This is a genomic window from Stenotrophomonas capsici (assembly GCF_034961085.1).
Taxonomy (GTDB): domain Bacteria; phylum Pseudomonadota; class Gammaproteobacteria; order Xanthomonadales; family Xanthomonadaceae; genus Stenotrophomonas; species Stenotrophomonas capsici.
Map to the genome: position 1 here is coordinate 1 of NZ_JAYFUH010000098.1, position 12,360 is coordinate 12,360.

13 protein-coding genes and 1 pseudogene are annotated in these 12,360 nt (G+C 68.5%); 7 read left to right on the forward strand and 7 right to left on the reverse strand.

Annotation, left to right across the window (positions count from 1 at the left end; genetic code table 11):
- Positions 1–2: 2 nt before the first annotated feature.
- Genes cutA through VA603_RS08775 form a run of 3 tightly spaced genes read left to right on the forward strand, consistent with a single transcriptional unit; the run spans position 3 to position 3,259 of the window.
- Entirely contained in the window at positions 3–335 is a 333-nt protein-coding gene (gene cutA / locus VA603_RS08765; protein ID WP_425603681.1) for a divalent-cation tolerance protein CutA, read from the forward strand.
- A 4-nt stretch (positions 336–339) separates the two neighbouring features.
- Complete coding sequence (locus tag VA603_RS08770; RefSeq protein ID WP_323438561.1) at positions 340–2,685, forward strand: protein-disulfide reductase DsbD family protein; 2,346 nt, start codon at positions 340–342, stop codon at positions 2,683–2,685.
- Between the two features lies 1 nt (position 2,686).
- On the forward strand, positions 2,687–3,259 hold the full coding sequence (locus tag VA603_RS08775; RefSeq protein ID WP_323438562.1) for a TlpA disulfide reductase family protein: 573 nt from the start codon (positions 2,687–2,689) through the stop codon (positions 3,257–3,259).
- 76 nt (positions 3,260–3,335) lie between these two features.
- Here VA603_RS08775 and VA603_RS08780 read toward each other — a convergent pair whose 3' ends face one another.
- The 4 genes from VA603_RS08780 to VA603_RS08795 all read right to left on the reverse strand — a co-directional run bounded on the left by VA603_RS08780 (position 3,336) and on the right by VA603_RS08795 (position 6,139).
- A complete protein-coding gene (locus tag VA603_RS08780; RefSeq protein ID WP_323438563.1) occupies positions 3,336–4,313 on the reverse strand; it encodes a zinc-binding dehydrogenase in 978 nt (325 codons plus the stop codon).
- A gap of 17 nt (positions 4,314–4,330) precedes the next feature.
- Positions 4,331–4,741 carry an organic hydroperoxide resistance protein gene (locus VA603_RS08785; RefSeq protein ID WP_323438564.1) on the reverse strand — a complete coding sequence of 137 codons (411 nt, stop codon included), beginning with the start codon at positions 4,739–4,741 and terminating at the stop codon, positions 4,331–4,333.
- Positions 4,742–4,815: 74 nt separating this feature from the next.
- Positions 4,816–5,493, reverse strand: coding sequence for a type 1 glutamine amidotransferase domain-containing protein (locus VA603_RS08790; protein ID WP_132863379.1), 678 nt, complete (start codon positions 5,491–5,493; stop codon positions 4,816–4,818).
- Between the two features lie 34 nt (positions 5,494–5,527).
- A complete protein-coding gene (locus tag VA603_RS08795) occupies positions 5,528–6,139 on the reverse strand; it encodes a TetR/AcrR family transcriptional regulator (RefSeq protein WP_132863377.1) in 612 nt (203 codons plus the stop codon).
- A gap of 470 nt (positions 6,140–6,609) precedes the next feature.
- Here VA603_RS08795 and aroQ point away from each other — a divergent pair, with 470 nt between their 5' ends.
- The 4 genes from aroQ to accC are packed head-to-tail and all read left to right on the forward strand — an operon-like array spanning position 6,610 to position 9,395.
- Complete coding sequence (aroQ, locus tag VA603_RS08800) at positions 6,610–7,056, forward strand: type II 3-dehydroquinate dehydratase (RefSeq protein WP_323438565.1); 447 nt, start codon at positions 6,610–6,612, stop codon at positions 7,054–7,056.
- Entirely contained in the window at positions 7,053–7,484 is a 432-nt protein-coding gene (locus tag VA603_RS08805; protein WP_192286808.1) for a lysozyme inhibitor LprI family protein, read from the forward strand. Before aroQ ends, VA603_RS08805 begins: the two co-directional genes overlap by 4 nt.
- Before the next feature lie 53 nt (positions 7,485–7,537).
- Complete coding sequence (gene accB, locus VA603_RS08810; protein WP_132863374.1) at positions 7,538–8,017, forward strand: acetyl-CoA carboxylase biotin carboxyl carrier protein; 480 nt, start codon at positions 7,538–7,540, stop codon at positions 8,015–8,017.
- A 10-nt stretch (positions 8,018–8,027) separates the two neighbouring features.
- Positions 8,028–9,395: an acetyl-CoA carboxylase biotin carboxylase subunit gene (gene accC / locus VA603_RS08815; RefSeq protein WP_132863372.1), complete on the forward strand. Its 1,368-nt coding sequence runs from the start codon at positions 8,028–8,030 to the stop codon at positions 9,393–9,395.
- Between the two features lie 151 nt (positions 9,396–9,546).
- Here accC and VA603_RS08820 read toward each other — a convergent pair whose 3' ends face one another.
- The 3 genes and pseudogenes from VA603_RS08820 to VA603_RS08830 form a co-directional block, all read right to left on the reverse strand.
- Positions 9,547–11,613, reverse strand: coding sequence for a putative bifunctional diguanylate cyclase/phosphodiesterase (locus VA603_RS08820; protein ID WP_132863370.1), 2,067 nt, complete (start codon positions 11,611–11,613; stop codon positions 9,547–9,549).
- Positions 11,614–11,730: 117 nt separating this feature from the next.
- Entirely contained in the window at positions 11,731–12,090 is a 360-nt protein-coding gene (locus VA603_RS08825) for a hypothetical protein (RefSeq protein ID WP_132863368.1), read from the reverse strand.
- Positions 12,087–12,360, reverse strand: a pseudogene (locus tag VA603_RS08830) (hypothetical protein); the annotation flags it as partial. The gene VA603_RS08825 and the pseudogene VA603_RS08830, both read right to left, overlap by 4 nt.

Consider the following 12,360-nt stretch of genomic DNA (forward strand, 5'->3'; position numbering starts at 1 on the left):
CAATCCCGCGGATGGACGTAAGACTGGTCTTCTGCACCTGCCCCGATCACGACAGCGCGCAGGCCCTGGCCCACCACCTGGTGGCGCGGCGGCTGGCGGCGTGCGTGAACTTGTTGCCCCCGATGCAGTCTGTGTATGGCTGGCAGGGGCAGATCGAGCAGGCCGAGGAGGTCCAGCTGTTGATCAAGACCTGCGCGGACCGGTTGGAGGCCCTGCAAGCCGCCATCCTCGAGCGGCACCCCTACGAACTACCGGAGATCGTGGCGATCTCCGCCAGCGCCGGATTGCCGGCGTATCTGGATTGGATCCGGGCACAGACCCGGGAGGAAACCTGAGTTGATGATGCTGCTGCGACGTTTTATCGCCCTTTACCTGCTCTGCCTGACCGCCCTGCCCGCACTGGCCGTCAGCGAGAAGGACCTGCTCCCGGTGGACCAGGCCTTCGCCCTGCAGGCCACCGCGCCGAGTCGCGACCGCATTGAACTGCGCTGGGACATCGCCCCCGGCTATTACCTCTACCGGCACCGCACCAGCATCAAGGCCGGCCCCGGCTTCACTGCCGAGGCACTGCAGTTCCCCAGCAGGGGCGAGCAGAAGCACGACGAGTTCTTCGGCGACGTGGAGACCTACCACCGCCAGCTGCGCGCCGTGTTGCCCGGCACCGCCGAAGCGGGTACGCAGACGGTCACGCTGGAGGTCCGCTACCAGGGCTGCGCCGACGCCGGGGTGTGCTACCCGCCGCAGAAGCGCAGCATCGAGGTCCGCCTGCCCGGCCCCGGCGGCGAGCCGCCGGCCGCGACCGCCGCGGCACCGATGTTCAATCCCCTGGCCGCCAACAACAGCGGCGGGCTGAAGCTGCCCGGCGCCGCCGCCACGCAGAACCTGCCGCTGCCGGCGGACAAGGCGTTCGGCTTCGAGGCCATCGTCGATGATGGCAACCGCCTGCTGCTGCGTTTCTCGCCGGCACCGGGCTACTACCTGTACCGCGACCGCACCTCGCTGGGCCTGGAAGGCGCAGCGGGCATCCGCACCGGCCGCCCGCAATGGCCCAACGGCACCTCGCACCGCGACGAGCATTTCGGCGACGTGGTGGTCTACTTCGACCAGGTCGACGTGCCGCTGCCGCTGCGCCGCGACCGCGCCGAAGCCAGCCCCGCCACCCTGGTGGTGACCTTCCAGGGCTGCCAGACCGACGGCATCTGCTACCCGCCGATGACCCGCCGGGTGAAGCTGCAGCTGCCCGCCGGCCGCATCTCCGCGCGCGAGGAAGCCACCGTCGCGCCCCTGGTGATCCCGCCGCTGCCCAGCGGCAAGAAGGATCGCGCGCCGGTACTGCCGGCCATCGACCCGACCAGCCCGCCGACCCCGCAGCCGCTGGTGGTACGCCCGGACCCCGGCGCGCCCAACCTGACCGAACCGGCGCCCGATGCCTCGGCCGAGAACAGCCAGCGCAGCCAACCGCCGGGCACCACCGAAGACCACGGCTCGCTGCTGTGGGCGCTGCTGCTGGCACTGGCCGGTGGCCTGGTGCTGAACCTGATGCCATGCGTGCTGCCGGTGCTGTCGTTGAAGGTGCTGGGCCTGGCGCAGAGCGGTGAGAGCCGTGCCCACGCCCGCAGCCATGCCCTGTGGTACACCGCCGGCGTGCTGGTGGCCTTCGCCGCGGTCGGTGGCCTGGTGCTGGCATTGCGCGCGGCCGGCCAGGCCGCCGGTTGGGGCTTCCAGCTGCAGCACCCCTGGTTCATCGCCACCCTGGTCTACCTGATGTTCATGGTCGGCCTGAGCCTCACCGGTGTGTTCACCCTGGGCACCAACCTGGGCGGCATCGGCCAGTCGCTGGCGCGCCGCAGCGGCCCCAGCGGCGACTTCTTCACCGGCGTGCTGGCCTGCGTGGTGGCCAGCCCGTGCATCGCCCCGTTCATGGGCTCGGCGCTGGCCTACGCGTTCACCGCACCGGCGCCGCTGGCCTTCCTCGTGTTCGTGGCGCTGGGCCTGGGCCTGGCGCTGCCGTTCCTGCTGATCGGCTTCGTGCCGTCGCTGGCCCGTCGCCTGCCCAAGCCGGGCGCATGGATGGAAACCTTCAAGCAGGTGCTGGCGTTCCCGATGTACCTGACCGCCATCTGGCTGTTGTGGGTGCTGGGCAAGCAGCGCGGCATCGACGCGATGGCGCTGATGCTGGCAGGTGCGGCGACGCTGGCGCTGGGCCTGTGGTGGTTCGAGCGCAGCCGCTGGCACAGCCGCCGGACCGGTATGGTGCTTGGCCTGGTGCTGGCGGTGCTGTCGCTGATCCCGGTGTGGGGCGTCACCCGCCTGCCGCCGCCTGCCGCGGCCGCCGCCCAGGAGGGCGTGGTCGCCTATTCGCCGGAAATGCTCGACCGCCTGCGCGCAGACAACCGCGTGGTGTTCGTCAACATGACCGCCGACTGGTGCGTGACCTGCAAGGCCAACGAGCGCGGCGTGCTCAACCGCGATGCGTTCCGTGATTCGCTCAAGCGCGTGGACGCGGTGTACATGCACGGCGACTGGACCAACGTCGATCCGCAGATCAGCGCCTTCCTGGAGCAGCACAAGGCCGTGGGCGTGCCGCTGTACGTGGTGTACGGCCCGGGCGCACCGCCGCGCGTGCTGCCCACCGTGCTGACCCAGTCCATCGTCGAAGACGCGCTGCTGCGCGCGGCACGCTGAAGTGCGCCGCACGGCAGCGTGGGTGGCGGGCATCGCCGCTGCGGCCGGTCTGGCAGCCGGGGCCTGGCTGACCCGCCCCGTCCCGCCGCCGCCGATGCAGACCCCGTTCCCGGCCGCGCCAGCCGTGGCTCCCACCTATGACGTCCGCCCCGGCAGTGCACTGACCGCGTTCACCCTGCCCGACCTGGATGGCATGCCGGTGCGTTTCCCGGAGCACTTCAAGGGCCGCCCGGTGCTGATCAATGTCTGGGCCAGCTGGTGCGCGCCATGCATCGAGGAAATGCCGGAGCTGGCACGCTTGGCCGCCGCGCATGCCGACGACGGCCCACGGGTGGTGGGCATCGCCCTGGACACCCCGGAAGCGGTGCAGGATTTTCTGGGCAATGTGCCGGTGTATTACCCGATCGTGATCGACACGCCCGGCCCCGACGATGCCAGCGTCAAGCTCGGCAACACGCAGGGGCTGCTGCCCTACAGCGTGCTGCTCGATGCCCAGGGGCGTTTCGTCAAGCACAAGCTTGGCCCGTTCAAGGCCGGCGAGATCGAGGCCTGGGCCACGTCCGGCGCCCCCTGAGCGTGCACCGCATCGCACAACGACACTGCCCCGCGCCAAAGCGCGGGGCAGTGTCGTTCCAGAGGCGCGTCGTGCCTCACGGCCGCAACAGCACCTTGCCCCTGCGGCCTGGCAGCAGGCTTGCGCGCGTGGCTTCGGCGACGTCGGCCAGGCCATAGGTCGCCTGCACCGGCAATGTCAGTTCACCGCTCATCGCACGCTGCAGCAGTTCGCCGACCAGACGACGCTTGTTGTCGCCCGACATCTCGCGGCTGACCTTGCTGCCCCAGAAGCCCTTGACCGTGGCCTGCTTGAAGATCAGGTCGCCGGAGGGAATCTGCATCGGCTCACCGGCCATGGTGCCGAACGACACCAGCGTGCCGTTGTCTCCCAGCAGCGATACCAGGTCCGCGCTGGCCTGGCCACCGATGGAATCCACCGCTGCATGCGCCAGCGTGTCGCCGAGCAGTGCGCGGGCGCGTGCCTTCCAGTCCGGCTGTGCGGTGGACAGCACGGTGTCGATGCCCAGCGCCTTGAGTTCATCCACGCCGGCATCGCGACGCACCAGCCCAAGCACAGGCACGCCACGCGCGCCGGCAAGCATCGCCAGGGTCTTGCCGACCGCACCGTTGGCGGTGTTCTGCACGATCCATTGGCCCGGGCGAGCCTGCAGGAATTCCAGCAGCATCAGCGCACTCAACGGCATCGCGACCAGCTGCGCGGCGGCTTCATCGGCGATGCCGGCAGGCACCGGGATGACCATGCGCGCCGGTGCGATGAAGTACTCGGCCCAGGTGCCGTGCACCGAGGCCGCCATCACCCGCTGGCCGATCGCCAAGCCTTCGACGCCTTCGCCGAGCGCGTCGACGGTGCCGACCGCTTCGCTGCCGCCAATGGCCGGCAACTCCGGCTTGTAGCCGTACTGGCCGCGTACCGTCCACAGGTCGTGGTTGTGGATCGGCGCGAGGATCGTCCTGATCCGTACTTCGCCCGGGCCGGGTTGCGGCACGGCACTGTCGCCGAGGACCAGGACCTGGGACGGTTCACCAAACGTGGCGTGGATCGCACTGCGCATGACGGTCTCCCCGGGGCTCAGGCGACAGTCACGTGCAGGCGCACGTCGACATTGCCGCGGGTGGCGTTGGAGTACGGGCAGATCTGGTGCGCGGCCTCGACCAGGCGGCGCGCGTCGGCCTCGTCCAGGCCCTGCACCGCCACGCTCAGGTCGATGTCCAACGCATAGCCGCCCTCGGCGGTCTGGCCGATGCCCACTTCCACCGAGGTGGCGGTGTGGGTGGGTTGCAGCTGCAGCTTCTTGGCCGCCACCGGCAGCGCGTTGTCGAAGCAGGCCGCATAGCCGAGCGCGAACAACTGCTCGGGATTGGCACCGGCCTTGCCGGAGCCCGGCAGGGCGAGGTCGAGCGCAAGGCTGCCGTCGTCCAGGGCAGTACGACCGGCACGGCCACCGGTCGCGGTGGCGCGGGTCTTGTAGAAGATCTTCATGGCGGAATTCCTTGTATGTGAGGTGGCCTGCGCAAGCCGCGCAGCCAGGAACCAGGGGAAAGTGACGGGCCCGCTCAACCGAGCTGCGCGAGCAGCGCCTGGGCCACGGCTTCGGAGCTGGCCGGGTTCTGCCCGGTGACCAGCCGACCGTCGGTCACAACGAAGGACTGCCAGTCCGGCCCCTTGACGTAGTCACCTCCCAGGCGGGTGAACGCGTCCTCGATCAGGAACGGCACCACCGCGCTCAGGCCGACCGCGTCCTCCTCGCTGTTGGAGAAACCGGTGACCTTGCGGCCAGCCACCAGCGGACTGCCGTCGGCCTTCTTCGCCGCGACCAGCGCCGCCGGCGCGTGGCAGACCAGCCCCAGCGGCTTGTTGGCACGATCGAAGGTTTCAATCAGCGCGATCGAATCGGCATCGCGGGCCAGGTCCCACAGCGGACCGTGGCCGCCGGGGTAGAACACCGCATCGAACTGGCTGGCATCGACCTGCCCCAGCGGCAGCGTGGTGGCCAGGTGCTGGCGCGCCGCATCGTCGCCGTTGAAGCGCCGGGTGGCCGGCGTCTGTGCGTCGGGCTCGTCGCTGCGCGGGTCCAGCGGCGGCTGGCCACCGGCCGGCGAGGCCAGGGTGAGGGTGGCGCCGGCATCCTTGAACACGTAGTACGGCGCGGCGAATTCCTCCAGCCAGAAGCCGGTCTTGTGCCCGGTGTCGCCGAGCTGGTCGTGCGAGGTCAGTACGAACAGGACGTTCATGTCAGTGCCTTCAATCGTTGGGGCGGTGGGGGAATCACGCGGCGCGATGGCCGCAGGTCAGCAGGTGTTCGGTGGCCTCGCGCGCCTGCTGCAGGGGCAGGTGGTCCTGGCTCAGCTTGGACAGCAGGGCTGCGCCCAGCCACATCTGGTAGAGCACCCGCGCCACATCCAGGGCGGGCTTGCCGGCCGGCAGCGAGCCATCGGCGCGGCCTTCCTCGACCAGCACGGCGATCCGCTGCAACAGCCGCTGCACGCCGTCATCCAGCACCCGGCGCATGTCCTCGGAAAGGTCCGCGACCTCGGCGGCGAGCTTCACCACCAGGCACTCCTCGGCCCAGCCCTGCGCCGGGTCGGCCGGGTCACGCATCCATGCCTCCCAGTAGCGCATCAGGCATTCGCGGCCGGTGCCGCCATCGGCCAGCAACTGCTCCAGCTTGCGCCCGTAGCCGTCGACGTACTGTTGCAGCAGCTCGCAGCCGAACGCTTCCTTGGACGGGAAGTAGTGATAGAACGAGCCCTTCGGCACCGCGCAGGCCTTGAGGATTTCCTGAAGGCCGAGCGCGGCAAATCCCTTCTGCAATACCAGTCGGTAGCCGGTATCGAGGATGTGCTGGCGGGTGGCTTGGGCTTTGGGGGACAAGTTCATGGGGCGCATCGTATTTCAAATAGACCGGTCGTCTATTAACGGAAGCGAACTGGATGGGGGGCATCCGCTGGACCGCGATCCGGGGGATCGTGGGTTCACTTGCAGTGTCCAGCGGCAGGGAAAGCCGCCCTCATCCGCCCCTTCGGGGCACCTTCTCCCACTTTTCGGGAGAAGGGAGATGGCCGCGCGCGCCTGGCCGTGCAGCTGCGCGGTGCGATATCCGCGAACGTCGCCCATCACGCTGCCAACCGTTGCGCATTGCGCTGGGCGGCTGTTCGTGGGCAATAGGCCTGCACAGCAGCTCTTCCCGCCAAACCGCTGCGGGCATGACGGAAATGGCCCACCATGCCGCGCGGGCCCGGCCACCTCCAGAATTCAAACAAATGCTTTAAACACGGCTAATTTCGCCGAACTGGACAGCATTGCCGGCTTCGATCACACTGCCGCCCTTTCCCGCCTTCCCTCGGTCCATGGCAAAACTGCTGGTTCTCCACGGCCCCAACCTGAACCTGCTGGGCACTCGCGAGCCCGAGGTCTACGGCCACACCACGCTGGCCCAGATCGATGCGGCGCTGGCCGCGCAGGCGCAGGCCGCCGGCCATGCCACCGACCACCTGCAGGCCAACGCCGAACACGTGCTGGTGGACCGGGTGCAGGCCGCGCGCACCGATGGAACCGCTTTCATCCTGATCAACCCGGCTGCTTTCACGCATACCTCGGTGGCCCTGCGCGACGCGCTGGCTGCCGTGGCCATTCCCTTCATCGAGATCCACCTGTCCAACCCGCACAGCCGCGAGCCGTTCCGGCAGCACAGCTACCTGAGCGACAAGGCGGTGGGCGTGATCTGCGGCTTTGGCGCCGACAGCTACCGCTATGCGATGGACGCCGCCCTGCAGCGGCTGGCGGCTGCCGCGTGAAAGCGCTGCCGCACCTGCTGGTTGGCCTGGCCCTGGGCAGCGTGCTGCTGGCGCCGGCGCATGCGCGCCCGGCCCGTGACCGTGCCGCCGAGGGCATCGACTGCACGACCGCGGTCAGCACGATGGAAAGCGACCTGTGCGCGGCCGACCGCGCCGAGGACGCCGACGAGGCACTCAATGCCGTCTACCGCCAGGTGCGCCAGCAATTGCGGCAGCAGGCCACCGACGGCAGCTGCAGCCATTGCGACAGCGCCGAGCAACAGCTGGTGGCCGCGCAACGCGCCTGGATCACCCTGCGTGACCAGGACTGCGCCGCGGTCTACGCCTTCAATGCCGATGGAACCTCGCGCAATGGTGCGCGGTCGCATTGCCTGACCATCCACGCGCAGGACCGCACCCGGCAACTGCGCGACTTCTACGAACTTTGACCCGGCGCACCGCGCCCCCACCTTACCGCTACAACAGAACGAAAGAGGCCCTCATGGATCTGCGCAAAATCAAGAAGCTCATCGACCTGCTGGAAGAGTCGAACCTGGCCGAGATCGAGATCAAGGAAGGCGAGGAATCCGTGCGCCTGTCGCGCACCCCGGTCGGCGGCTACGCCGCCCCGGTCGCCGCCCCGGTCTACGCGCCCGCCCCGGCCGCTGCGCCGGCGGCCATGCCGATGAGCGGCCCGACCGAGGCCTCCACCGGTGGCACCGCCAAGCCGGGCAACGCCCTGCCGGAAGGCCACGTGCAGCGCGCGCCGATGGTCGGCACCTTCTATGCCTCGTCCGCGCCGGACAAGCCGGCCTTCGTCAGCGTCGGCCAGACCATCAAGGCCGGTGAAACCCTGGCCATCATCGAGGCGATGAAGATGTTCAACCCGATCGAGGCCGAAGTGTCCGGCACCGTGGTGGCCATCCTCGGCGAGAACGGCAGCCCGGTGGAATTCGACCAGCCGCTGTTCGTGATCGCCTGAGGCGCCGGCCATGCTCGACAAGGTCGTAATCGCCAACCGAGGGGAAATCGCGCTGCGCATCCTGCGCGCGTGCCACACCCTGGGCATCCGCACGGTCGCGGTGCACTCCACCGTCGACCGCAACCTCAAGCACGTGGCCATGGCCGACGAGTCGGTCTGCATCGGCCCGGCCCCGTCGTCGGAAAGCTACCTCAACATCCCGGCACTGATCGCCGCCGCTGAAGTCACCGACGCCCAGGCCATCCACCCTGGCTACGGCTTCCTGTCCGAGAACGCCGACTTCGCCGAGCGCGTGGAGCAGTCCGGCTTCATCTTCATCGGCCCGCGTGCGGAAACCATCCGCCTGATGGGCGACAAGGTCGAAGCCATCCGCGCGATGAAGGCCGCCGGCGTGCCGTGCGTGCCCGGCTCGGGCGGCCCGCTGGGGGATGACATCGTCGCCAACACCAAGATCGCCCGCGAGATCGGCTACCCGGTCATCATCAAGGCGTCCGGTGGCGGCGGCGGCCGCGGCATGCGCGTGGTGCATGCCGAGGGCGCGCTGAAGGCCTCCATCGAGACCACCAAGTCCGAAGCCAAGGCAGCCTTCGGCAACGGCGAGGTCTACATGGAGAAGTACCTGGAGAATCCGCGCCACGTGGAAATCCAGGTGCTGGCCGATGGCCAGGGCAACGCCATCCACCTGGGTGAGCGCGACTGCTCGATGCAGCGCCGTCACCAGAAGGTGGTGGAAGAAGCACCGGCACCAGGCATCACCGCCGAACTGCGCGAGCAGATCGGCAAGGTCTGCGTGGAAGCCTGCATCCGCATCGGCTACCGCGGCGCCGGCACGTTCGAGTTCCTGTTCGAGGACGGCCGCTTCTACTTCATCGAGATGAACACCCGCGTGCAGGTGGAGCATCCGGTGACGGAGATGGTGACCGGCATCGACCTGGTCGCCGAGCAGCTGCGCATCGCCTCGGGCCAGAAGCTGACCATCAAGCAGAGCGACGTGGTGCTGCACGGCCACGCCATCGAATGCCGCATCAACGCCGAGGACGCGGAAACCTTCATCCCCAGCCCCGGCCTGATCACCGGCTTCTACCCGCCGGGTGGCCCGGGTGTGCGCGTGGATACCCACATCTACGCCGGCTACAAGGTCCCGCCGAACTACGACTCGATGATCGGCAAGCTGATCGTGCATGGCCCGGACCGCGACACCGCCATCGCGCGCATGCGCGTGGCGCTGAGCGAGATGGTCGTGGACGGCATCAAGACCAACGTCGCCCTGCAGCAGCGCATCATGCGCGACAAGGGCTTCCAGGCCGGTGGACAGAACATCCACTACCTGGAAAAGCGCCTGGCCGAGCGCAAGAACCAGTCGATCGCGCTGACCTGATCGACGGTTTGATGGAACAGGAAAAGGCGGGGAAACCCGCCTTTTCTTTTGCCTGGCGCCGCGGGTGCGCCGGGATTGCGCTGCGCCCCCTTCCCGCCTGCGGCGCGTCGTTCGCGACCACGCGCAGTGGATGGCGGGCATCACCGATGAGTCACGTCGGCGCTGCCAACCCCATGAAGGCCGCAGCCGCCGTCGGCCGCCCCAGGAAGTAGCCCTGCAGCGAGTCGCAGCCCAGCGAACGCAGGAACTCGCGCTGCGCCGCGGTCTCCACGCCCTCGGCCACCACCTTGATGTTCAGCGCGCGCGCCAGTGCCACGATCGAGGACACGATCGCTGCATCCTCCTCGTTGCGCTCCAGGTCGCGCACGAAGGCACGGTCGATCTTCAACTCCGCCGCCGGCATGCGCTTGAGGTAGAGCAGGCTGGAATAGCCGGTGCCGAAATCGTCGATGGCGATCTTCAACCCCATCGCGGTCAACTGGTTGAGCACGTCCAGGCTGGCCTCGACATCCTTCATCGCCGTGGTCTCGGTGACCTCCAGGGTCAGGCAGGTCGGATCGATGCCATGCACCTGGATGATCCGTCGCACCGTCTCCACCAGCACCGGCGAATCGAACTGCAGCGGCGACAGGTTCACCGCCATCGTCCATTCCCGGTTGCCGGCGTCATGCCATTGCCGCAGCTGCCGGCAGGCCTGGTCCAGCACCCAATCGCCGATCGGCAGGATCAACCCGCTGCGCTCGGCGATGGGAATGAACATGTCCGGCGCCAGCATGCCCAGCTCCGGGTGCTGCCAACGCAGCAATGCCTCCGCGCCGATCACCCGCTGGCCACCGGCGTCGAACTTGGGCTGGTAGTGCAGCACCAGCTCGTCGTTCTCCACCGCCTTGCGCAGGTCCTGCAGCAGGCGCAGCTGGCGATTGGCGTTGACCTGCATGGCCGGGGTGAAGAAGGTGTAGCCGTTCCGGCCCAGCCGCTTGGTGTGGTACATGGCCACGTCGGCATGGGCCATCAGTTCGCGCTCGTTGCGCGCGTCGCTGGGGTACAACGCGATGCCGAGGCTGGCACTGACCTGCAGCTCCGCCGCGTCGATCAGGAACGGCTGCGCCGCCGCCGCGACGATGCGCTCGGCCACCAGCAGCGCGTCGTCCGGGCCTCCCACGCCCAGCGCCATCACGAACTCGTCGCCGCCCAGCCGCGCGAAGGTGTCCTGCGGCCCGAGCAGCGCGCCGATGCGGCGTGCCACCGCCACCAGCAGGCGATCACCGAGATGGTGGCCATAGGCGTCGTTGACCGTCTTGAAGCCGTCCAGGTCACAGAAGATCACCGCGACCATGCGTCCCTCCTGCTGGGCGCGTTTGATCGCCTGGCCCATGCGGTCCTGCAGCAGCATGCGGTTGGGCAGCTGGGTCAACGGGTCGTGCAGCGCCGCCTGCACCAGCTTCTGGTTGGCGTCGGCCAGCGAGTCGGCCAGCACGCCGGTGCGCTCGCGCATGCGACGGTCGAACAACGAGGCCACCGTGGCGATACCCAGCGTGGCCACCGTGGTGACGATCACCAGCACCGCCAGCCAGCGCGTGTCGATGCCACCGGCGCTCACCGCGCCACAGATGCTGCCCTCCGGGAAGCGCGCGGCGGCCATGCCGGTGTAGTGCATGCCGACGATGGCAAACCCCATCAGCAGCGACGCCATCGCGCGCATGTACAGCGTATTGCGGCGCTCGTTGCGCAGCCGGAAGGCGATCCACAATGCCGCGCCCGCCGCGCCGATGGCGACCATGATCGAGGCGAGGAACCAGCCCGGGTGGTAGTCGATGCCCGGCTGCATGCGCAGCGCGCTCATGCCCAGGTAGTGCATGGCCGCGATCGCCAGCCCCATCAGCACCGCACCGGCCAGCAGCCGCAGGCCCTGCAGGCTGGGGCGCGACACCAGCCACAGCGCATAAGCCGACGCGCCCACCGATACCGCCAGCGACCACAGCGTCAGCGCCAGGTCGTAGCCCAGGGGGATCGGCAGGTCGAAGGCCAACATGCCGATGAAATGCATCGACCAGATGCCCAACCCCATCGCCACCGCGCCGCCCAGCAACCACCAGCGCGCGACCCTGCCCTGCGCCGTGGCCAGCCGCCCGGCCATGTCCAACGCGGTGTATGACGCCAGCACGGCGACCACTATCGAAAAGCCGACCAGGGTGTGGTCGTAACGGGCAATCATCATCACGGGTCTTTCAACACACTCATTCGCACGCCCCGATATCGGCCGCGCGCGGGAATACTTGCGGGCAAACAAAAGGGCGGGAAACCCGCCCTTCCGCGTTGCCTGCCTCGCGCCCGCTTACCGGGCGTCGATCGCGCTGCCGGTGACCGGCTCGGTCCCCAGTGGCGAGGACGGATCCATCACCGTCACCGTCTCCACCGAGCCGTCCGGCCACACGATCTGGAAGCTGCTGCCCGGCTGCAGCGTGGAGAACGGCGCGCCACTCTGCGCGCGGTAGATGGCCGCGGCCTGGCTGGCACCGGCGCGGCGGGTGTCGAGGTCCGATTTCACGGTGGTGAGCTTGACCTTGCTCATCGCACGGTAACGGTCCTCGTAGGTATCGATCAGCACCACTCCCACCGCACCGGCGGAGTAGGCAACGAACAACACCACCCAGACCCAGAATTTGGCTCCATGGACGAACTGACGATAATTCATCGCTTACCTCCCCGCGCACCGCGCAGGCTGTCTACCAGCTGGTTCATTCTTCCCTCGCTCTGCCGTGGCACGGCGGCGTCATACACGAACGATTCGAAATCCTGGCCTGGATCCTTGGAGCAGATCCCGCCGTTGGCGCAATAGCTTGTCATCAACATGCTGTTCGGCCCGCAGGCCAACCCCAACCGGCAGGCCGCAACCTGCCAGGCCAGCTGGGAAAACTGGTCGCCCGCCACCATCCCGCGGTAGGCATCATCGCCGGCGGCTGTG